Annotated in this window: 18 protein-coding genes, 2 tRNA genes and 1 pseudogene; 7 read left to right on the top strand and 14 right to left on the bottom strand. The window is 57.8% G+C overall.

Translation table 11 applies throughout. The annotated features are described in order from the left end of the window. Positions 1 to 119 precede the first annotated feature (119 nt). Together B5M06_RS11990 and B5M06_RS11985 are read right to left on the bottom strand one after the other, a co-directional pair. The gene (locus B5M06_RS11990) at positions 120 to 695 is read right to left on the bottom strand and encodes a flavin reductase family protein (protein WP_205245388.1); all 576 of its coding nucleotides are present in this window, start codon (positions 693 to 695) and stop codon (positions 120 to 122) included. 66 nt (positions 696 to 761) lie between these two features. After that, positions 762 to 1,970 (bottom strand): serine hydrolase domain-containing protein, encoded by a 1,209-nt coding sequence (locus tag B5M06_RS11985; RefSeq protein ID WP_054067631.1) that lies wholly within the window; start codon positions 1,968 to 1,970, stop codon positions 762 to 764. Positions 1,971 to 2,119: 149 nt separating this feature from the next. Here B5M06_RS11985 and B5M06_RS11980 point away from each other — a divergent pair, with 149 nt between their 5' ends. Then, complete coding sequence (locus tag B5M06_RS11980) at positions 2,120 to 3,067, top strand: alpha/beta fold hydrolase (protein ID WP_054067745.1); 948 nt, start codon at positions 2,120 to 2,122, stop codon at positions 3,065 to 3,067. Here B5M06_RS11980 and phnE read toward each other — a convergent pair. The 3 genes from phnE to B5M06_RS11965 form a co-directional block, all read right to left on the bottom strand. Next, complete coding sequence (phnE, locus tag B5M06_RS11975) at positions 3,047 to 4,612, bottom strand: phosphonate ABC transporter, permease protein PhnE (RefSeq protein ID WP_054067630.1); 1,566 nt, start codon at positions 4,610 to 4,612, stop codon at positions 3,047 to 3,049. The two genes, B5M06_RS11980 and phnE, sit on opposite strands and share 21 nt — an antisense overlap. Then, positions 4,612 to 5,418 (bottom strand): phosphonate ABC transporter ATP-binding protein, encoded by an 807-nt coding sequence (locus tag B5M06_RS11970; protein ID WP_054067629.1) that lies wholly within the window; start codon positions 5,416 to 5,418, stop codon positions 4,612 to 4,614. The genes phnE and B5M06_RS11970 overlap by 1 nt, the downstream gene beginning before the upstream one ends. 280 nt (positions 5,419 to 5,698) lie before the next feature. Further along, a complete protein-coding gene (locus B5M06_RS11965) occupies positions 5,699 to 6,580 on the bottom strand; it encodes a putative selenate ABC transporter substrate-binding protein (RefSeq protein WP_054067628.1) in 882 nt (293 codons plus the stop codon). Between the two features lie 415 nt (positions 6,581 to 6,995). On the opposite strand from B5M06_RS11965, the gene B5M06_RS17660 reads away from it, so the two are divergent. From B5M06_RS17660 to B5M06_RS11950, 4 genes are all read left to right on the top strand, one after another. Beyond that, positions 6,996 to 7,121 carry a hypothetical protein gene (locus B5M06_RS17660; protein WP_275886662.1) on the top strand — a complete coding sequence of 42 codons (126 nt, stop codon included), beginning with the start codon at positions 6,996 to 6,998 and terminating at the stop codon, positions 7,119 to 7,121. 165 nt (positions 7,122 to 7,286) lie between these two features. Then, positions 7,287 to 8,633: an amino-acid N-acetyltransferase gene (gene argA, locus B5M06_RS11960; protein ID WP_054067627.1), complete on the top strand. Its 1,347-nt coding sequence runs from the start codon at positions 7,287 to 7,289 to the stop codon at positions 8,631 to 8,633. Positions 8,634 to 9,155: 522 nt separating this feature from the next. Further along, a complete protein-coding gene (locus tag B5M06_RS11955; RefSeq protein ID WP_054067744.1) occupies positions 9,156 to 11,558 on the top strand; it encodes an adenosylcobalamin-dependent ribonucleoside-diphosphate reductase in 2,403 nt (800 codons plus the stop codon). Between the two features lie 247 nt (positions 11,559 to 11,805). After that, positions 11,806 to 12,132, top strand: a complete 327-nt coding sequence (locus B5M06_RS11950) for a type 1 fimbrial protein (protein WP_054067626.1) — start codon at positions 11,806 to 11,808, stop codon at positions 12,130 to 12,132. Positions 12,133 to 12,232: 100 nt separating this feature from the next. On the opposite strand, the gene B5M06_RS17730 is transcribed toward B5M06_RS11950, so the two are convergent. The 4 genes and pseudogenes from B5M06_RS17730 to B5M06_RS11930 all read right to left on the bottom strand — a co-directional run bounded on the left by B5M06_RS17730 (position 12,233) and on the right by B5M06_RS11930 (position 16,173). Beyond that, on the bottom strand, positions 12,233 to 12,367 hold the full coding sequence (locus B5M06_RS17730; RefSeq protein WP_080025370.1) for a hypothetical protein: 135 nt from the start codon (positions 12,365 to 12,367) through the stop codon (positions 12,233 to 12,235). A 191-nt stretch (positions 12,368 to 12,558) separates the two neighbouring features. Continuing rightward, a pseudogene (locus B5M06_RS11940) lies at positions 12,559 to 13,977 on the bottom strand (ATP-binding protein); the annotation flags it as partial. 500 nt (positions 13,978 to 14,477) lie between these two features. After that, positions 14,478 to 15,137 (bottom strand): hypothetical protein, encoded by a 660-nt coding sequence (locus tag B5M06_RS11935; RefSeq protein WP_054067624.1) that lies wholly within the window; start codon positions 15,135 to 15,137, stop codon positions 14,478 to 14,480. Further along, positions 15,052 to 16,173, bottom strand: a complete 1,122-nt coding sequence (locus B5M06_RS11930) for a hypothetical protein (RefSeq protein ID WP_054067623.1) — start codon at positions 16,171 to 16,173, stop codon at positions 15,052 to 15,054. Before B5M06_RS11930 ends, B5M06_RS11935 begins: the two co-directional genes overlap by 86 nt. A 333-nt stretch (positions 16,174 to 16,506) precedes the next feature. Between B5M06_RS11930 and B5M06_RS11925 the strand changes: the two genes are divergently transcribed. Beyond that, entirely contained in the window at positions 16,507 to 17,187 is a 681-nt protein-coding gene (locus tag B5M06_RS11925) for a response regulator (RefSeq protein WP_054067622.1), read from the top strand. Between the two features lie 51 nt (positions 17,188 to 17,238). Here B5M06_RS11925 and B5M06_RS11920 read toward each other — a convergent pair. The 4 genes from B5M06_RS11920 to B5M06_RS11905 form a co-directional block, all read right to left on the bottom strand. Beyond that, a tRNA-Pro gene (locus B5M06_RS11920) sits at positions 17,239 to 17,315 on the bottom strand. A 149-nt stretch (positions 17,316 to 17,464) separates the two neighbouring features. Continuing rightward, positions 17,465 to 17,541 (bottom strand) — tRNA-Pro (locus tag B5M06_RS11915). 70 nt (positions 17,542 to 17,611) lie between these two features. Then, positions 17,612 to 17,863: a translation initiation factor IF-1 gene (infA, locus tag B5M06_RS11910; RefSeq protein ID WP_054067621.1), complete on the bottom strand. Its 252-nt coding sequence runs from the start codon at positions 17,861 to 17,863 to the stop codon at positions 17,612 to 17,614. 300 nt (positions 17,864 to 18,163) lie between these two features. Beyond that, positions 18,164 to 19,255 carry an HPP family protein gene (locus B5M06_RS11905; protein WP_420809984.1) on the bottom strand — a complete coding sequence of 364 codons (1,092 nt, stop codon included), beginning with the start codon at positions 19,253 to 19,255 and terminating at the stop codon, positions 18,164 to 18,166. Positions 19,256 to 19,498: 243 nt separating this feature from the next. Between B5M06_RS11905 and asd the strand changes: the two genes are divergently transcribed. Continuing rightward, positions 19,499 to 20,347 carry an archaetidylserine decarboxylase gene (asd, locus tag B5M06_RS11900; RefSeq protein WP_054067742.1) on the top strand — a complete coding sequence of 283 codons (849 nt, stop codon included), beginning with the start codon at positions 19,499 to 19,501 and terminating at the stop codon, positions 20,345 to 20,347. 36 nt (positions 20,348 to 20,383) lie between these two features. Here asd and B5M06_RS11895 read toward each other — a convergent pair whose 3' ends face one another. Then, the gene (locus B5M06_RS11895; RefSeq protein WP_240183916.1) at positions 20,384 to 20,581 is read right to left on the bottom strand and encodes a hypothetical protein; all 198 of its coding nucleotides are present in this window, start codon (positions 20,579 to 20,581) and stop codon (positions 20,384 to 20,386) included. Positions 20,582 to 20,674 lie beyond the last annotated feature (93 nt).

The following is a 20,674-nucleotide window of genomic DNA, read 5'->3' as shown; positions in this document are numbered from 1 at the left end:
ATTCAAACCGCTGGTGCGCCAGGCCTTCCCCCTTCAAAATATAGCGGTTTGCGCAGATCTATACAGCGTTTGCAAGCATTTTTCATCTCAAATCCGCATAAAACCTGCGCTATCCGCTATCAGTTTTCCACCTCCACCACAGCCCCTGTCGCGTAGAAATGGCCGCCAGCCACATAGTGCAGGGTGCGCAGTGCATCCGGGGCGTGCTCAAACTGCCAGTGCCCGTTGGCAAACACGCGCACATCAGCCCAGGCGCCCTCCACTTCGCCAATGAACAGGTCATAGGCCTGCTGGTTGTGCGACTCAGGAATCAAACGGCACTCCAGCCACGCAGCACAGCCGGCCACCAGCGGCGTGCCATGCAGGGGTGAGGCAAACAGCGGCACGGCGTGCTGCTGCAGCTTGTCGGGCATCTGGTGGGCGGAGGTACTGCCCAGCGCCACCGTCAGCGCTGCCTGCGGCACCGTAGGCAACTGCAGGGCAAAGCGGCCGGACTGCTCAATCAGCCCGCGTGTGAAGGCGGCCTTGTCAATCACCACCGTCACCTTGGGCGGGTGGAAGTCCAGCGCACAGGCCCAGGCGGCTGCCATCACATTGGCATGCCCATCATGCTGGGCCGAGACCAGCACCGTGGGGCCGTGGTTGAGCAGGCGGTAGCACTTGTCCAGCGCCACAGGCGCAAAGTGCTCGGGCAAAGAAGCAGAGAAATCAGAACTTGGCATGGCTGCCATTGTGGCGCGGCACAGCCATGGCCTGCAGCGTCAGTCTTTGCTGCGCTGCTGTTCGGCATCCACCGCCTGCTGCACCTCACGGTAGAACTGCTCGCGCGCCTTCATGGCAGCCGGGTCACACGCGCCACCGGCCCAGTTGGCGTTCGTGACAATCACCAGCTCGCGCTGGGGGTCGATAAAGATGCCCTGCCCAAAAATGCCCCGCGCGGCGTAGCTGCCATCGTCATTGGTCCACCACTGGTAGCCATAGCCATGCCCGGGCCGGCCAATGTCGGCCTGCTTGGTGGTGGCAGCCTCCCACCAGCCATCAGGCACGATGCTTTGGCCATCCACCTTGGCACCATTCAGAATAAACAGGCCCATGTGGGCATAGTCACGTGGTGAAGCCTGGATGCAGCAGCCGCCAACTTCCTGCCCGGTCTTGCTCACCAGCCAGGTGGCATCGTGCTCCATACCGGCTGGCCCCCACACCTTTTCGGCCAGATAGGTGGCCAGCGGCTTGCCCGTGGCCTGCTGCACCAGCGTGCCCACCAGATTGGTTTCCCCTGTGCTGTACAGCCAGCGCGTGCCGGGCGGCGCTGCGCGCGGCAGCTGGCGCATATAGCTGACCAGGGCTTCCTGCCCCGCTTCGGGCTGGTGGTTGTTAAAGCGCGCAACATCGGACTGCGGGTCGGCATAGTCTTCGTTCCACTGCACGCCAGACGTCATGGTCAGCAGCTGGCGCACGCTGACATCGTCATAGGCCGAGCCCTTGAGGTCAGGAATGTAGTCACTGACCTTGTCATCCAGACTGCGGATATAGCCATCCTTGAGCGCAGCGCCGACCAGCGTCGAAGTAAAAGACTTGGCCACGGAAAAGCTGGTCCAGCGGCCCGCGCCATCAAAGTCCAGCCCATAGCGCTCCAGCCGCAGTTTGCCGCCCTGCACGATGAGCAGCGCGGCACTGCGCTGACCCGCCATGAAGGCATTGATATCTGTGCGCAGCGGCAGCGGCTCTCCGGGCGGCAGCGGTGATGGCGTGCCGCTCGCTGGCACCATATGCGAGCGCGCCAGCAGCGGAATGCGGTCCAGCGCACGGAAGGCCGCATCGCGCTGCGGCTCAGACCAGAACAGCAAATCACGGTTCGTCGGGAACGTAGCCAGCAGGCCCCGCGTTTCCTTGTCCAGACTGAACCATCCCCCTACGGCAGCGGCCCCTGCCACCACCAAAGCGCCCAGCGCTAATTTTTTCCACTGCACCTGTGTCTCCTGTCTCCGCCTTGTTCCGGCTTTGCCTGCATTGTGCGCTGTGGCTGACCAAAGGGCATGGGGCCTATCCTCTACCCGGCCTCTTGCCTTTTGCAGCTGCCGCCACAATGTGGGCCTTTGTGTCATTTGCGCTTTCACCCATGCAGCACGCCTTGCCTCTTGCCGACCCAGCTTCCGACCAGTTCGCCACCTTGCCCAGTGGCCTGCAGCTGTGCTATCGCAGCTATGGCCAGCCCGAACACCCGGCCATCGTGCTGATTGCCGGGCTGGGGCTGCAGCTGGTGTCCTGGCCCATGGCATTGATCGACGGGCTGGTACAGGCGGGGCTGCGGGTCATCACGCTGGATAACCGTGACGTCGGGTGCTCCAGCCATCTGCCGCAGCTGCCGCCGCCACGCTGGCGTCTGCTGCTGCGCAGCGTGCCGCCCGGGCACTACCACATTCGCGACATGGCAGACGATGTGGCCCAGCTGCTGGATGTGCTGGGCATTGCACGCGCCCACGTGCTGGGCATGTCCATGGGCGGCATGATTGCGCAGAACCTGGCCGCGCAATATCCAGACAAGGTGCTGTCACTGACGTCCATCTTTTCCACCACGGGCAACCCGCGCGTTGGTCAGGCCGCAGGCTCCACCGTGCTGCGCATGCTGTTCAGCCGCGCCGCGCAGACGCTGGAGCAGGCCCAGGAGAACTATGTGCGCATCATGCGCCACATTGGCGACCCCAAGGTGCCGGGCATTGAGGACGCGTGGCGCAACTATGTGGCCCAGGCCTGGCAGCGCATCCCTGACCCGGAACAGGCGCGTCTGGGCTATGAGCGCCAGGTGACGGCCATTCTGGCTGCAGGCGACCGCAGCGCCGCGCTCTACCGCATCGAAGCGCCGACGCTGGTCATCCACGGTGACAAAGACCGCATCGTCCACCCCGGCGGCGGGGCAGCAACTGCTCGCTCGATTGCCGGGGCGCAGCTGCACATCATTCGCGGCATGCGCCACCAGCTGGATGCACAGATCAGCCCCGTGCTGCTGGAGCTGATCGTGCCGCACCTGCGCAATGCGCAGGCCGCATCAGCGCATGCTGCGCCGTAACCACGCACTGGCCTGATCCACTGCAATCGACAGCGCCAGCATGGCGATGATGACGGTGCTGGCCTCGGCGTAGTGGAACAGCGAGAGCTTGAAATACAGCAGCTGCCCCAGACCACCTGCACCCACAAAGCCAAGGATGGCGGCCATGCGGATGTTCATCTCCCAGCGGTACAGGGTGTAAGCCACCAGCTGCGGCGCAGCCCCCGGCAAGGTGCCATACAGAAACGCCATGGCGCGGCTGCTGCCTGTGCGGCGCAGGGCCTCCGCGGGCTGGCTGGGTGCGTTCTCCAGCGCTTCGGCATATAGCCGCCCCAGCACGCCTGCCGTGTGCAAAGCCAGTGCCAGTGCACCCGCAAACGGCCCCAAGCCCACGGCCAGCGCAGTGATGGTGGCCCAGACCAGCTCAGGTACGGAGCGCAGCACATTCAGCAGCACATTCCACGGTGCGCGAAATTTAGGCAGCGCCAGCAGCAAGCCAGCGACAGCCGCCAGCAAAGTGCCGACCACCGAGATGGCCAGCGTCTCCCAGATACCGACCAGCACCTGCCACAACCATGCACGGCTGGTGTCTGGCGGGAAAAAACCGGAGACAAAGTCGCCCATGCTGGAGGCCGCATCGGCCGTGAACAGCGCGCCCAGATCCATGTCCAGCAGCCGCCAGCTGGCCACCACACCCGCAGCCACGGCCAGCAGTACCACCACACTGCGCACACCAAAGGCTGAAGTGCGCGCAGCGGGCGGCACATCCAGACTGCGGCGCAGCCAGCCCGACAACGCATCGGCCAGCAGCACCAGCACCACGAACACCAGCAGAATGGAGCAGGCCTCACCGCCATTGAGCATCTTCATGGCCTGATCCATGAGCTGGCCCAGCCCCCCGGCCCCCACAAAGCCCATGACCACCGAGGCGCGAATCGCACATTCCCAGCGGTAGACCGTGTAGGACACCAGTTCCTTGGAGGCCAGCGGCAGCAGGCCATACAACAAAGCCAGCGCGCGTGGGCTGCCAGTGCGCAGCAAGGCACGGGCGGCGGCGCCGTCTTCGCTTTCCAGAATTTCGGCATAGACCTTGCCGAGCATGCCGCCGTAGGTCAGCCCCAGCGCCAGCACACCGGCCGCTGGCCCGAGGCCAAACACGCGCACAAACACCAGTGCCCAGACCAGTTCGGGGATGCCGCGCAGCACCGTCATCACCGCACGGGCTACCGGGTTCTGGCTGGCACGTTCACGCACGGCACTGGTAGCCAGGTACGACAGCGGCACCGCCAGCACAAAGGCCAGCAGCAGCCCCAAGGTGGCAATGGCCAGGGTTTCCAGCGTGGCCTGCCACAGATAAGCAGCGAATTCAGCACTGGTGTCTGGCGGCAGAAAGTTGGCGAGAAAGCCGCCAATCACCCGCAGGTTGTCTGCATCGAACAATGCCGAGACACTGACGCCTGCACCATCGAACAGCGGCCACAGCACCACCACGGCCAACACAGCACCCCACAGGCGCGAACGCGCGGCGGGGTCACGCAAAGCGATCGACTGCTTGCTACTCGGCATCAGCGGCACCCATGCAGTGGCAAGGCAGGTTCTGCGCCCGGTGCTGCTTCAGCCGCCACGGCAGTGGGCTGCGCGGCATACAGGGCCTGCAGCTGGGCTGGTGTGACCTGAGCAGCAGGCAGATCAAAGGCAATGCGCCCATCGCGAATACCCACAATGCGCTCGAAGCAGCGCAGCGCCAGCTCCACGGTGTGCAGACTGGCCACCAGGGTGGCGTGGCGTGCCTTGGCTTCATGCACCAGCAGCTCAATCGTGTCCAGCGCCAAAGTCGGATCGAGCGCAGACACAGGCTCGTCCGCCAGAATCAATTGCGCCTCCTGGTACAGCACCCGCGCAATGCCCACGCGCTGCAGCTGCCCGCCCGAGAGCTGGTCGCAGCGCGCAAACAGCTTGTCGGCCAGATGCACCCGTGCCAGCGCAGCCTGTGCGCCGGGCATGTCCTGCGGGTGGATGAGTGACAGCAAGGACTTATACGCTGGCCACTGCCCCAGCTTGCCTGCGAGCACCGCCGTCACCACCCGCTGGCGCGGCGGAATGGGTACGGCCTGATGCACCGTGCCAATGCGCGCGCGCAGTTGACGCAGGCCGGATCTGGAATCAAAAGGCACGGCCTGACCCAGCACTTCGATCTGCCCCAGCGTCGGTGGCAGCGCCGTGCCCAGCGTGCTCAGCAGCGTGGTTTTGCCCGCGCCCGAGGGGCCAATCAGCGCAATGCTCTCGCCCTGCGCGGCACGCAGCGTGATATCGGCCAGCGCCACATGGCCGTTGGCATGGGTCAGCCCCAGCCCCTGCAAAGAAAAGCTCATAGCGTTACTCCGCAAAATATAGCTGCCAGCGCTTGCTACATCAGCGTTAGATGCCAATTTGGCTTGTAATCAAAAAAACAGAACGGCACCAAGAACCGCTGGCACAACCCAGCAAACCACAGGTTTGCGTTTGAGACGAGGCCGGGCCGCGCTGGAGCGAAGCCGCAGGCAGTACAAGTCGTACGACAAGGCTGAGCAACGACGTATCAAGGGTTGTGAAGCGGGTTGAACGCCACAAGCCAGCGCAAAGGCTGGCTTGTAGGTCGCACAAAAGCAGCAATTACTTGAGCAGGCCTGCGGACTTGGCCGCTTCTTCAATGCCTGTGTAGTTCTCTGGCTTGGTGGGAATAAATTTGGAAGCTCGCTGCAAATCCATGATGGCCTTGTGTTCAGGATTGGCAGGGTCCAGCTTGAGGAAAGCCTCGGTCAGCTTCTTGGTGATTGCTGGGTCCAGATCACCGCGCACCGTCCAGTTGTAGTCGAAGTACTCTGGGGTGGAGGCAAACACGCGCACCTTGGCAGGGTCCACCTTTTTGGATTCGACCAGCTTGTCCCACACGGAAGTGTTCAGCACACCGGCATCGGCCTTGCCCGCAGCCACAAAGGCCACGGTGGCATCATGTGCACCCGAGAAAGCCACATTCTTGAAGTCTTTTTCAGGCTGGAGACCGGCTTGCTGCAGGAAGTAGCGCGGCATCAGGCTGCCCGAAGTGGACGAAGGCGCGCCAAAGGCAAAGGTCCTGCCCTTGAGGTCTTGCAGCGACTTAATGTTAGGGTCTGCCGTGATGAAGCGCGAAGTGAACACAGCATCTTCCGCACGCTGCACGATGGGGTTGGCCGTGCCATTGGTGCGAATCTTGGCCTGCACAAAAGTGAAGCCGCCCAGCCAGGCCATGTCCAGCTTGCCGGTGGCCAGCGATTCAACCACGGCGGCATAGTCGCTCACAGGTGTGAACACGACCTTCATGCCGGTTTCCTTGGACAGGTATTCACCCAGAGGCTTGAACTTGCGCTGCAGTTCGGTCGGCGCCTCATCAGGAATCGCGGACACGCGCAGCACCTTGTCGGCAGCAGAGGCCGAGAAAGCAGTCAGGGCAGAAGTTGCGGCAACGGCAAGCAACGCCTGCTTGATCACCAAGCGGCGGGCAAAAGAAGTAGTCATGAATGATCCGTTTCTTGAATCCACCACCGAGACGGAGCACTCGGCAGCTTAATAAACAGCCCACACGGGGCATGGAATAAGGGCGGTACGACTGACCGCTGGCGGCGATTCTCACACGGGCTGCTTCGGTACAGCACGCCGCCTGGCTTTTAACCATGCTGCGTCTGGCCCCATAGAGCCCAGCGTGAAAGCTATGAATTTGAAAGCTGCTAGCGCAAGTATTTCAATGTTTTCAAATATAAAAGCATCTGAAACACAGGTATGTCAAGCGCTAAAAGCTATGTTTTTAAAAGCAAAACCGTAACATGAGCAGCATGCGACTTTTGCCTACATGCCCCTGTGAACCACCGCACTAAGGTAGTAGTGCACATGCGGGGCGCCGTATCCGCTGCCCCCCCCCCGGAAGGAATACGCCATGCTTGAAAGTATTGCTCTCCAAAGCTTGATGCCCGCTGCGTTGTACTACGTCAGCCCTCTGCTTTTGCTGGCCGGGCTGGTGGGACTGGTCATCTGCATCACCCTGTGGCTCACGCAGCCATAGCGTCCTCACGCTCTGCGCACGCTTGCCATACAGATTTACGCAGACGCCTGGCTGCGAATAAACGCTGCAGCACGCACACAGGCCGCTACACTTCACACTGGCTTGCATGTTCTGTGCGCGTACAGGACATGCAAGCCTTTCGTCCCTTTGCAGCCTTGTACGCCCATGTCCACAGTCTTCAACTTCACCTTTGTTCCCTGGTTCCGGTCCGTGGCCCCCTATATCCACAAGTTCCGACACCAGACCTTTGTGGTGGGCATCACAGGGGAAGCCATTGCTGCCGGCAAGCTGCAGGGCATCGTGCAGGATCTGGCGCTGATCCAGGCCATGGGCGTGAAGATCGTGCTCATCCACGGCTTTCGCCCGCAGGTGAACGAGCAGCTGCGCATCAAGGGCCACGAGCCCCAGTATTACAACGGCGTGCGCATCACCGACAGCGTGGCCCTGGACTGCGCCCAGGAAGCAGCAGGCCAGCTGCGCTTTGAAATTGAAGCCGCCTTCAGCCAGGGCCTGCCCAACACCCCCATGGCTGGCGCACGCGTACGCGTGATCTCCGGCAACTTTCTGACAGCCCGCCCCGTAGGCATCGTCAATGGGGTGGACTTCATGCATTCCGGCCTGGTGCGCAAGGTCGACGGCGAAGGTATTCGCCGCGCGCTGGAGTCTGAGGCCATGGTACTGATCTCACCCTTTGGCTTTTCGCCCACAGGCGAGGCCTTCAATCTGGGCATGGAAGAAGTGGCGACCCGCGTGGCCTGCGAGCTCAAGGCGGACAAGCTGATCTTCCTGACCGAAGTGCCCGGCGTGCGCGCCAAGCCGCACGAGCCCGCAGGCGAAGACAACCCCATCAACACCGAGCTGCCACTGGCACAGGCCCGCCGCATTCTGGCCGAGCTGCCACCCGCACAGCGGCCTACCGACACAGGCTTTTACCTGCAGCACTGCGTGCGTGCCTGCGAGCACGGCGTGGAACGCAGCCACATCCTGCCCTTTGCCATTGACGGCGCCCTGCTGCTGGAAATCTATGTGCACGATGGCATAGGCACCATGGTCATTGACGAAAAGCTCGAAGAGCTGCGCGAAGCCACCATTGATGATGTGGGTGGCATCATCCAGTTGATCGAGCCTTTTGAGAATGACGGCACCCTGGTCAAGCGCGACCGCACCGAAATCGAACGCGACATTGCCAGCTACACCGTGATCGAGCACGACGGCGTGATTTTCGGCTGTGCCGCCCTGCACCCCTATCTGGAAGCGCAGACCGCAGAGATGGCGGCCGTGACGGTATCGCCCAAGTCACAGGGCACGGGCGATGGAGAGAAGCTGCTCAAGCGCATCGAGCAGCGCGCCCGCGCTCTGGGCTGCAAGACGCTGTTTGTGCTGACCACCCGCACCATGCACTGGTTCATCAAGCGGGGCTTTCAGCCCGTCAGCCCCGACTGGCTGCCCGAAGCACGCAAGGCCAAATACAACTGGGACCGCAAGAGCCAGGTCCTGGTCAAGCAGCTGTAAGTCTTCCACTCGCAGCCAGCGTCTTGTGGATGCATACAACACATTTAGTGTGTCACCCACAAGACCACACTATTTATGTGTGGCAATTCACCACAAGAATGAAAAAATGTTTAGCACTGAAATTCTCAATAATTTCAATGCTATGCGTTGTCATGTATTGATTTTTTGCTATCTTTTTTGATAATTTGCTGGCCGTAGAATACGTCTGCATATCCCCTTGGTTCTGACCTAAGACATTCCCCTAGCCCGTGCGGTTTTGCTTCCAGGTGCTCTTGCACTAGACTGTCTGGGTTCGCGTGATGACCTTGCAGACAGCACTACATATTGTGTATTGATACGCAAAACAGGCTAGATTTAGGTAAAACTCGGGCCTTCGCCCATTCGATGGGATAGGCCCTGGCAGCTCCGATTTCTACCCAGGCCGGGCGACGAACGTCCGGCTCTTTCTTTTTGTAACGCGCCTGTGCACGCCTATTGCTTGGCATCGGCGCAACCATGTTTATCTTCACTCACAAAGACGCAATGACTTCTTTGAACACTCAACCCATCAGCCAAGACGTATTGGCTGAAAAATACCTGGCCGCGGGCGAGCAAACCGCCGAAGATCTGTTCCGCCGCGTCTCCAAAGCCCTGGCTGACCAAGAAAAGCCAGAACTGCGCGCAGAGTGGGCAGAGAAGTTTTTCCAGAACATGCAAGCCGGTGCCATCGGTGCAGGCCGCATCATGGCCGCAGCCGGCCTGGATACCAAGGCCACACTGATCAACTGCTTTGTGCAGCCTGTGGCCGATGCCACCAACGGCTTTGACGAGCACGGCAACCCCGGCATCTACACCGCGCTGTCGCAGGCAGCAGAAACCATGCGTCGCGGCGGCGGCGTTGGTTACGACTTCTCTAACCTGCGCCCCAAGGGTGCCAAGGTCAAGGGCACGAACTCCTTTGCCTCTGGCCCCTGCTCCTTCATCGACGTGTTTGATGCATCGTGCACCACCGTGGAATCGGCCGGTGCACGCCGTGGCGCACAAATGGGCGTGATGCGCATTGACCACCCCGATGTGCTGGACTTCATCACGGCCAAGCGCCAGAAGGGTCGCTGGAACAACTTCAACGTCTCGGTGGGCGTAACCAGCGCTTTCATGCAGGCGGTGGAAAGCGACGCTCAGTGGGAGCTGGTGCACATTGCCACCCCTTCTGACAACCAGATCGAAGAAGGCGCCCACCAGCGTGAGGACGGCAAGTGGGTCTACAGGACGGTTGCCGCACGTGAGCTGTGGGACACCATCATGAAGTCCGCCTACGACTTCGCCGAGCCCGGCATTCTGTTCATCGACAACATCAATACCGACAACAACCTGTACTACGCAGAGACCATTGCCGCTACCAACCCCTGCGGTGAGCAACCTCTGCCACCCTACGGCTGCTGCGACCTGGGCCCCATCATCCTCACCAAGTTTGTGCGTGACGCGTTCACCGAGAACGCCCACTTCGACTTTGAAGCCTTCCGCGCCGCTGTCTCCATTCAGGTGCGCATGCTGGACAACGTGCTGGACGCTACCGTCTGGCCCCTGCCCGAGCAGCACAAGGAATCGCAGCAAAAGCGCCGCATCGGCGTGGGCTTCACCGGCCTGGGCGATGCGCTGATCATGCTTGGCCTGAAGTACAACAGCGAAGCTGGCGTGGCCCAGGGCGAAGAAATTGCCCGCAACATGCGCGATGCAGCCTATTTGGCTTCTGTCGAGCTGGCCAAGGAGAAGGGCGCCTTCCCGCTGTTTGATGCAGACAAGTACCTGCAAAGCGGCTTCACCCAGCGCCTGCCCGAGGAAATCCGTGCAGCCATCCGCAAGCATGGCATCCGCAACAGCCACCTGCTGTCCATCGCACCAACAGGCACCGTGTCGCTGGCCTTTGCAGACAACGCCTCCAACGGCATTGAGCCCCCCTTCTCCTGGACTTACCAGCGCAAGAAGCGCACGGCCGACGGCGGCAATGCCTTCTACACCGTGGAAGACCATGCCTATCGCCTCTACAAGGCAAAGTTTGGTGCTGATGCAGAACTGCCAGCCTACTTCGTCAGCGCACTGGAGATGACTGCGGCTGAGCACGTGGCCATGATGCGCGCCGTGCAGCCCTATATCGATACAGCCATCTCCAAGACCGTCAACATTCCTGCGGACTATCCTTTTGAGGACTTCAAGAACCTCTATATGGAAAGCTGGAAGGCTGGTCTGAAGGGCTGCGCCACCTACCGCCCCAACGACACACTGGGTGCCGTGCTGTCGGTAGAAGCCCCCAAGACCGAAGAAAAGCCTGCACCGCAGCCTGCTGCTGCCCACACCAGCGGCCTGTCCGCCGTGGTGGAACGCCGCCCCGAAGGCCCACTGAACGCGGTCGTTGACAAGATCGAGTACTACACCCACGACGGTGTGCGCCGCCTGTACCTGGTGGTGAGCTTCATGTACGTCAATGGCGTAGAGCGCCCCATCGAGTTCTTCATGCCTGTGGGCCAGACCGGTGAGAGCCAGCAATGGATCACCGCCACCATGCGTTCGCTGTCGCTGGCAGCACGCGGCGGCTTCCTGGACAAGGCGCTGGATGATCTGCGCAAGGTGGCCTGGGACCGCGGCCCCATCCGCTACGGCTGGCGCGACAAGGAAGACGGCACCCGCATCCCTCTGTGGCACGACAGCGAAGTGGCACTGCTGGCCTACGCCATCCAGTCCATCATTGCCAACCGCGCAAGCCAGGAGCAGCAACCTGCCCCCATCAATCCCGCAGCGCCTGCAACCGTAACTGCCACACCTGCTGCAGCCACACCGGCCCAGGCCATGAGCGGCACCAAGTGCCCTGAGTGCGGAGCCCATGCCGTCATCAAGAAGGATGGCTGCTCCTTCTGCACATCCTGCGGCTATATTGGTGCCTGCGGCTGATGCAGCCTACCTGAGCAGCTATCAAATCTAAAGCAAAGCCCACTGGTGATTTCCGCCAGTGGGCTTTTTTACGGCTATGGCCTCCACATCATGTGAAACAAGTTTAGGACTATTCCTATGAAATAAAGCATTCACTTAGTTTTTGTCAGATAGCCAGCCGCAGAGACAGTTTTTACACTAGCGGTCACCTAATCACGGTTTGTTACGAACTGCAGTTACAGGCCCTCTTACTGTCAAAAGGTTGACCATGAAAAAAGCATCCCTCGCTCTGGCTTTCTTGCTCACTGCTGTACTGGCACAACCTGCCTTGGCACACAAAGAGAAAATTGGTGGAATCATCCATTTCTCGGGCCAGATCGTTCACGGCACCTGCACCCTCAACTATCCCACCGCAACCCAGAAGGACATGCAGATTCAGCACTGCACTGGCGTAGAACCTCAGGTGGAACTGCAGCACAAAACAATTCCTGTGGAGCAACCCAGCGCAATGGCTGCATCCTCTCAACCCGTCCTGATTGCCAGCGCCGCAGGCTCTACCAAGTCCGTACCCTACTATTTCATCAGCTACCCCTGATACCAAGAACGGCAGCGGGATAGCCAAGGCGCCCCTGCTGCCGTACGAGCCCTAGTTTATTCTTGGGGCTTCGCAACTATTCGGCGGCCTGATCCTTAGGTCATCCATCCAGCACCTGCTTCACAGCAGATGCCAGCACTTCCAAGGCCTGCGCTATTTCAGTAGTAGGTGCCTGCCCCTCCACCATTCGTTCCAACGCTGTGGTTTGCTCCACCAGTGCATGGGCACGCAACATGGCAAAGCTGCCTTTGATAGCATGCAACCCACGCTGGAGCACTGCATATCACCTGCATGCAAGCCTTGGTGCATGCTGTGCATATACATCTCACAGGCATCTCTGACTGCCTCCAGCACCTCTGGCGTTACTGCTTTTTCGGGCACATCTGCAACCGCAGCCTGCCCTGTCAAAGTAGCCAACATATGCGCCAGCTGTTTCATGGACAGAGGCTTGAACAGCACCTCATTGATGCCAGAAGCCTGACACATGCTCCGCTCCGACTCGCCCGCATGAGCGGTAAAGGCCCAAATAGGCTGCAAAGCGCCCTGCGCTCTTAGCGCCTTGGCAAGGGCGTAGCCATCCATACCCGGCATGTCCAGATCCGTCAGTACCAGATCGAATGACTGGGTATTGAACAGCTCCAGTGCACGACCACCGCTTTCAGCCATCACTACGTCATGCGCCAGCAAGTCCAGCTGCTCTTGCAGCAATCGCCGATTTGCCGGATTGTCTTCTGCCACCAGAATCCGTAAGCGAGGCGCAGATTCCTGATGAGGCAACATACCCGTTGCCTGGACGTCATCGATGCTCGCTAGCCGCTGCGCTGGCTCTACAGCAAGGGATTCATAAATACCTGCCAGCGAATAGCAGGAAACTTGCACCCAACCATCGCGCCTGAGGGGATGAGTCGGACCACTTTCCTGCACATCGATCACCGCAGGCACAGCCTTGATGGCGGCATCTTCCAGGACGAACGGCCAAGTACGAGGATTGCCCAGCAGCACCAGAGCATCAACCTCGCTCAATGCATTCAATGCTCTTTCGCAGGAAATGCTCTCCACGCCCCAATACGACCAGTACGGAGCCAATGCAGCTTGCCATTGCGGGTTATCACACCAGATCGCAATCCGTTTGCCCGACCAGTGACTGGACTGCAGTTTTTCATGTTGAATGCCATGTGCCAGTGGCAGCTCCAGCACAAAAGTACTCCCTTGCCCCAGCGTACTTTCTGCACGAATGACACCCCCCATCAGGCCAGCAATTCTTTGACACAGTGCCAACCCCAGACCAGAACCACCAAACTCACGGGCAATGGACGAGCTGGCCTGCGTAAACGGTGTAAACAACTGTGCCTGCTGTTCTGGGCTCATACCAATGCCGCTGTCTTGCACTGTCAGCCGCAGCAAACGCTGCCCATTCACCACCCAAGAATCTACAGTGACCAGTACATGCCCGTCCTGCGTAAATTTGATGGCATTGCTCAGCAAGTTCCCGAGAATTTGCCGAAGACGGAACGGGTCCCCTTCGCATGCAGAAATCCCAGGCATGATGCGACAGTAGAGGGCAAGGTCTTTGGCTTCTGCACGCGGCAAAAAGGTCTGCACCACACTTTCTACCTCCTGCGTGATATCAAAAGCTTGCATCTCCAGCGACAGCATTCCGGACTCAACCCTGGACAAATCCAGAGTATCGTCAATCACGCGCAGCAAAGTCCTAGACGCAGAAGAAACAATCTGCACTCGCTCTTGTGCACGCAGCTGCAACTCTTCACGCTCCAGCAGTTCCAGATTTCCCAGAATGGCATTCAAAGGCGTGCGAATCTCATGGCTGACAGCCGCTAAAAACATGGATTTTTCCTGACTCGCCCGCTCTGCAGTCAGTCGCGCATGCTGCAACGCATGCTCAGCCTTTTTGCGCTCTGTGATATCCAGGACACTGCTGAGCAAAGCTGCCTGCCCCTGGTAATAGCAAGGCGCCATGTGCACCAGCAGGTCTGCCGGCTGCAGTGCTTCATCCAGAGCATTGATTTCACGTACAAGCTCTACATTCTGCGCGCCTATTTCCTGCTGATAACGTCCAAAAAGATATGCCGCCAAAGGCATACCCTCAATGGTATAGCGCTCCATGGCCTTATTCTCGAGCAGCACAAGACCCGAACCTTTGCTCAACAGCCCAAGCCCCACATGAGCCATGCTCAAAATACTGCGACTAAGTTTTTCACTTTCATATATTCTTTGAGAATTTTGATATGCAGGCAAAAAGAAACGGTAATGAAAGACAAAAACAGCCGCCCATAACACCAAAAGCATTCCCAACGCAATCGCGCCATACAAAGAAAGTGGCCCCTTCAATGCCTGAACGCCACCCCAGCATGCAGCATTTCGTGGAAAATGGTCTGCACAAAGTCCAACCCATCACTATGAGCATCCGCAAACAGGTACACACGCCCGTCAATCAGCGCACCCTTTGGTGTGTCGGGGGGAAGCGAGACACCAAGCTGCCGCGCGCTATTCAGCAAGATAAAGTCTTTCGCCAGTGGCAGCTGGGCCGCCACTCCATCGAGCAACGCACGCGCTTCGGTATACGAGACTGGCTGCTGGCGCTGGCCATAGTGGCTGTCCTGGCTGCCATTTGCTGGTACGCTGCGCGCTGAGCGCGCCAGCACCACGTTCTCACGCATCACCTCGACACCCAGCGTCATGGCTGCAGACAGCGCATTGGTAGAGTTGGCAGGCAGCCCCAAAATGCGCTTGAGCACGCGAATCAGCGAATCCCACGCACTGCGCAGCGTGCTCTGAGGCGGCGCGCTCATGCCCTTGAGGGCGCGCTGGAACTCGGGGTTAGTGAACGCCTCGGCCACAAACTCGCGCACGTTCTTCATGCCGTATTGGCCAGCAGCACCCCCTTGTTTCTTCACGTGCTCATACAAGCGGCGCATCTGCATCGATGCCAGCCCCTTGGAATCCAGCGCCTTGAGCGTGGCCGCATGCACCAGCTCGTGCAGCATGATCTGCTCGGCCCATGGTCTTCACGGTGTAGGCATAGACTGCAAACCACTCCGTATCTCCCAGCGGCTGACTCACAGTAAACAAACCTCGTGAGTAATGTACTTTCAAGTTGGGACCGGGCAGTTGCCACGCCTTTGTCTTCTTGAGTATTTGCGCCATGGCGGCCATCTCTGCATCATTGGTTTTATCACCAGTGCTTTGCAGAAGTATTTGCCCATCATTGCTTACAACAAAAAAAGTCCCATCAAAATCGCTGCGCTGCAAGTTTGCCTTCAATCTGTCCACAGCCAGATCACTGGCATAAACCATGAATACCTCATCCCCATCAAAAGCTGGCTGCACCAGCCGAATCACCTGATCTTCCAGCAGCAGACCCTCTCCTGGAAGAAGCCACTTGGTTGCACGACTTTCTTTCCATGCTTTACGTACTTCCGGATCACTGAGATCACCCAGGTCCAGCGAAAACTTCTGCATTAACTGAGGAATTTTTTCACGTTCAATAAGCTCAATGTTTTCCACCGATGGAGGCATAAATGCCATATAGCTTCCATCCGGAGTGTAGTGATAACTATGCAAAGGACTTTTTGTGGCCGAAACATCTCCTGTTGCAATTTTTGCGAGACGTTCACTGAAACGAATATAATCATCAAAATATTCAACCGAATGATTATCTACATCAGCCTTTGCAAAAACTTCAAAGAAGCTCGGCTCATCCTTTATATAAATATAATCCTTTGCTTCACCAAATTTCGGCAAAGCACTGGATGACACAGAAGCTTGCCTTTCGTTGGCCCATAGCATTTCTGCATGGCTAATACCTCTCCTGACTGAAGCCTGCTTGGCATCCAGCTCTGCCTGGATCAACGTTTTTTGCGCACTAAAAATCAGACGTGCATTGGATACATACCCCAGAATTTTCACCATTGCACCCACACAAAACACAGCAACTATCAAGAAACTTATAAATGCAGCGCCCCAAAAAAGAATTTTTTCTCCAAAAAATCTTTTTACATCAAAAAAACTGAAAAAAACCATTCGTATTTTTTTGCTTCACAATATAAAAATATAACAGTATTTACCGCATTAGATCAAAAAACACATCCTGACAGAAAAATCCTACTCATACGATAAGAAAATTCCTATTTCTATATAGAAATAATGCTTTTCTTAGAGTTTAAATATGATTTACTTGTAAAAAATCAAAAAATCGTATCTGATCAGGAACTATTGCAATAACCAGCTTGTCAAGTAAGTACAACGAGCAAGCTCTGGCTGCACATTAAACGCTGACCGACTGCTTGCTGGAGTGCTCTATCGGCCCCAGAAACAGCAGCCCCCTCCAAATAGACTCTACAAACCCACTCCACAATGTCTGCTTCCATCAAAATTTTGCTGGCCGATGACCACCCTGCACTGATGCTTGGCCTGCGCAGCGTTGCTCTGACAAACAACACACTGTCTCTGATTGGAACGGCGTCTGACTCAACAGAAGTGATGAATATCCTGGAGCAGCATGACTGCGATGTTCTGGTGACAGACTACATCATGCCCGGCGGCCAGTACGGCGATGGCATCTCCATGATCACTTTGCTGCAGCGGCGATTCCCTCATTTGCGCTTTGTAGTGCTAAGCATGCTGGACAACCCAGCCATTCTGAAAACACTCATGGACGCACAAATTGCCTGCATTCTGAGCAAAGCCGATGACCCCAACCACATCGTGCCCGCCATCCATGCCGCATACGCCTACGGCAGCTATTACTCACCCAGCGTGCGACAGATTCTAGAAAGCACCGCTTTCTCCAACCACTCGCGCCAGGGAGCGACCGCCCTGTCACAACGAGAGACCGAAGTTATTCGCTTGTTTGTTGCCGGACTGTCTATCAACGAAATTGCAGATCGCCTGCACCGCAGCAAACAGACCATCAGCACACAGAAAAACAACGCCATGCGCAAGCTGGGACTGACACGCGATGCCGATTTGTATCGGTATGCAATGAGCACCGGCCTGCTCACGCAAACACCGGCTACGCCACAAGATCCAAGCTAAGCAGAAAAAGTAAAAGGGCTAGATCTTGCGATCTAGCCCTTTTCAATGTGATGGTCGGAGCGGCGGGATTCGAACTCGCGACCCTCTGCTCCCAAAGCAGATGCGCTACCAGGCTGCGCTACGCTCCGACGATGGATAAATTATACGCGCAAAAAATCAGGCTTCGTCGAAATTTTTTATTTTTTGATAGCACTCTTGGCTGACTATACAAGCGCTGCAACCGAAAACACCAAAAACGAGAAAGGGCCAGATCTTGCGATCTGGCCCTCTAATCTTATGGTCGGAGCGGCGGGATTCGAACTCGCGACCCTCTGCTCCCAAAGCAGATGCGCTACCAGGCTGCGCTACGCTCCGACAAGACGCAGATTATATACAGATTTTCGAAGCCATTTTGAAAACTTCAAAAAATCTGCACATTCCATGCTTAGCGCGATGTCGTGGGAGCTGGGCCACGATTGGGCAGATGACGGAATGTGATACGACCCTTGCTCAGGTCGTAAGGAGACATTTCCAGAGAAACACGGTCACCCGCAAGGATACGGATGTGGTGCTTGCGCATCTTGCCACCGGTGTAAGCAATCAGCTGGTGGCCGTTTTCCAGGGTCACGCGAAAACGCGAGTCGGGCAAGACTTCAGTGACCTGGCCTTGCATTTCAATCAATTCTTCTTTCGCCATGTTCAATTAGCTCTTAAGGATAGGTATATGCTTGCGGCGCCTTTGCTTCAAAACCACGCTGCCCTCGCAACAACACAAGGTATGTGTGCATCTGCGCGGCAGGAAAAGTGCGCAGGGCGCAAACCGAACAGAGGGCCTCAACGGAATATGTCGCGTGGCATATTCAGCCACAAAAATAACCGCTAATTGTAGCGGCTCGGCATGAATCCTTGCAAAAACAACGCAGTTTTCCGCATACAGCTACGTGCAATTCTTGTCATAACCAGACGGCCACACGCAGCGCGCCGTAGCGCCTCCACACTACTGCGCAGGCATATTGATGGCCGCTCCCAGTGCGCGAATCAGATCAGTCTGGGTAACGATACCAACCAGCTTGCGCTGCGCATCCACAACCGGCAGGTGGTGGCAATTCCCTGCAGAAAACAAAGGTATCAAGTCAACCAGCATGCAGTCCACCTGCACCACTGGTGCATCCGCATCCATCAGCTCCTGGACCTTGCTTTTATTGACACCACGACCTGTCACGAGGTTACGCAGCTTCTGCACCATGCCTTCTGGTGTTTCCATATTGGCCTGACGCACAAAATCTGCCGTACTCACCATCCCCAGCACCTGGCCTTCACTATCCACAACCGGCAGTGCCTTGACGTGCTCCTGCCGCATCAGCGCCCACGCTTCCTTTTGTGAGACACCCGGCTCCACGGCAAACACCGGCTTGGTCATGATGTCCACGCAGCGCAGATTGCCAAAATTGCGGTTGAATGCCGAACGAGCAGCCACATGCAGCAAGCCCTCCAGATCTGCACGACTGACGTCCAGCACCTGGTTGTAGTGACGCAGTGCAGCGTCCACGTCAGCTGCAGTAAAGGTCTGCAAGCCTCCGGATGCGCTGTCCGGCTTCAGGCTGTGCTGAGGGTGTGGATAGCGTCGCCCCGTCAAAGCGTTGTAGAGGACCGCACACACCAGCAGTGTGGTGATATTGAAAAGGATGGGGAACATCACCAGCCCCACACCATCCAGGTGCTCCAGAACCACATAGGCGGCAAAGCCGGCACCAGGCGGATGCATGCAGCGCAAGGGAACCATCAAGATCACAGAAAGGCCCACAGCCAGCGCACAGGCCACAGCCGTATCTGACACCACCATCTGCACCAGAGCTCCAACCAGCGCAGAAACAATGGTTCCCACCAACACCGGCCATGGCTGCGCCATAGGGCTGGCTGGCATACCGAAGAGCAATACAGCACTAGCCCCCAGAGAGGACACCATCCAGATATTGTCCGGATTCCCACCCCACCACCTGGACAGCCAGCCGGTAATCAGCACCCCGAGCGCAACACCAAGAGCAATGCGAAAAGCCTCTGCATAGCCAATGCGTACCGAAGCTGGCAAAAAATTACGCAGCCAAAGTGCCCACCTGCCAAGCTGTGCATGGTGAGCGTCCAGTGTGGTCGAAGACTTTCTCAGGGGATCCATAAAAGCACTAACACCTTGTTCATATCGGGCCGCCTCTGTTTATGACAGCACGGCGACATTGTGCAGAACTCGGCCATATGTCGCAGTCGTGCGGATCACATGGCCCCTGCCACACCCTATAGAATCCCGAGTCCTTTGCCTTTTCTTCGTAGATTGCACGTGTCTGATCGCCTCGCGGTTCTTCCGCAATACCTTCTTCCCAAGCGCGCACTGACGCAGCTCATGGGCTATCTTGCCAGCCGAGAAGCTGGTGCAGTGACTACCGCAGTCATTCGCTGGTTCATCCGTCGCTACCAGGTCAACATGGCCGAAGCCCTCAACCCGGACCCAGCTGCCTATTCCAGCTTCAACAGCTTTTTCACGCGAGAACTCAAGCCAGGCGTACGCCCACTGGCCGACTCAGAATGGATCTGCCCCGTAGATGGTGCAGTCAGTCAGCTCGGACGCATTCAGGGCGATCAGATTTTTCAGGCCAAAGGACACTCTTACTCCACGCAGGCACTGGTGGGTGGCGATGCGCAGCTGGCAGCACAGTTTCAGGATGGTCACTTCGCCACCATCTACCTTAGCCCTCGCGACTACCACCGCATCCACATGCCCTGCGCAGGCCGTCTGCTGCGCATGATTCATGTCCCGGGCGACCTGTTTTCAGTGAACCCCACCACCGCCCGAGGCGTACCCGGTCTGTTTGCACGCAACGAGCGTGTGGTGTGCGTGTTTGAAGGCAAGCATGGTCCCTTCGTCATGGTGCTGGTAGGTGCCACCATCGTCGGCAGCATGGCCACCACCTGGCATGGTGTAGTGAACCCGCCCCGCCCTGGACACGTGCGTGAATGGAACTACGCGGATAAAAACATACACCTGGAGCAAGGTGCTGAAATGGGACGTTTCCTGCTCGGCTCCACGGTCGTCCTGCTCACACCGCCAGGCCCGCTGCAATTCAATGCAGACTGGTGCGCGACAGCACCCGTACGCCTGGGCGAGGCGATGGCCAGTCAGCAGCCGTAAAAAAAAGCTCCATGGATTCAACATGGAGCTTTTTTCTCAGAGATACCAGTGCAGAGTCTCAGGCCTGCGGGTCGTAGTGAACCAGGTAGGCGTCAGACTCAGGTGTTCCGGCTTCACAGGCTCTTCCTTACCAACCAGATACACCATCATCTCACGCCTGCGCAGCACCACATGGCTGACAACTTCCTGTCGGCCACCTTGCATGACCTGCACCCCGGGCTTGAAAACAGGCATCTGAAATACCGTGGAGCGCTCATGGTGCGTATGAACAGAATCTGTAGAGCTTGGGCTGACAAGCAACATAAGGCAGTACCTTTAAGACGACAA

The sequence above is a fragment of the Comamonas kerstersii genome, assembly GCF_002056725.1.
GTDB classification, from domain to species: domain Bacteria; phylum Pseudomonadota; class Gammaproteobacteria; order Burkholderiales; family Burkholderiaceae_C; genus Comamonas; species Comamonas kerstersii.
Note: the sequence above shows the minus strand (reverse complement) of the source record. Positions and strands in the feature narration are given on the sequence as shown.

Excerpts from the sequence above, each read along its gene's own strand:
- B5M06_RS11980 (WP_054067745.1), top strand. The coding sequence starts at position 2,120 with ATGCAGCACGCCTTGCCTCTTGCCGACCCAGCTTCCGACCAGTTCGCC.
- phnE (WP_054067630.1), bottom strand. The coding sequence starts at position 4,612 with ATGCCGAGTAGCAAGCAGTCGATCGCTTTGCGTGACCCCGCCGCGCGT.
- B5M06_RS11970 (WP_054067629.1), bottom strand. The coding sequence starts at position 5,418 with ATGAGCTTTTCTTTGCAGGGGCTGGGGCTGACCCATGCCAACGGCCAT.
- B5M06_RS11965 (WP_054067628.1), bottom strand. The coding sequence starts at position 6,580 with ATGACTACTTCTTTTGCCCGCCGCTTGGTGATCAAGCAGGCGTTGCTT.
- B5M06_RS17660 (WP_275886662.1), top strand. The coding sequence starts at position 6,996 with ATGCTTGAAAGTATTGCTCTCCAAAGCTTGATGCCCGCTGCGTTGTAC.
- argA (WP_054067627.1), top strand. The coding sequence starts at position 7,287 with ATGTCCACAGTCTTCAACTTCACCTTTGTTCCCTGGTTCCGGTCCGTG.
- B5M06_RS11955 (WP_054067744.1), top strand. The coding sequence starts at position 9,156 with ATGACTTCTTTGAACACTCAACCCATCAGCCAAGACGTATTGGCTGAA.
- B5M06_RS11950 (WP_054067626.1), top strand. The coding sequence starts at position 11,806 with ATGAAAAAAGCATCCCTCGCTCTGGCTTTCTTGCTCACTGCTGTACTG.
- B5M06_RS17730 (WP_080025370.1), bottom strand. The coding sequence starts at position 12,367 with ATGTTGCGTGCCCATGCACTGGTGGAGCAAACCACAGCGTTGGAACGA.
- B5M06_RS11935 (WP_054067624.1), bottom strand. The coding sequence starts at position 15,137 with ATGCTGCACGAGCTGGTGCATGCGGCCACGCTCAAGGCGCTGGATTCC.
- B5M06_RS11930 (WP_054067623.1), bottom strand. The coding sequence starts at position 16,173 with ATGGTTTTTTTCAGTTTTTTTGATGTAAAAAGATTTTTTGGAGAAAAA.
- B5M06_RS11925 (WP_054067622.1), top strand. The coding sequence starts at position 16,507 with ATGTCTGCTTCCATCAAAATTTTGCTGGCCGATGACCACCCTGCACTG.
- infA (WP_054067621.1), bottom strand. The coding sequence starts at position 17,863 with ATGGCGAAAGAAGAATTGATTGAAATGCAAGGCCAGGTCACTGAAGTC.
- B5M06_RS11895 (WP_240183916.1), bottom strand. The coding sequence starts at position 20,581 with ATGCCTGTTTTCAAGCCCGGGGTGCAGGTCATGCAAGGTGGCCGACAG.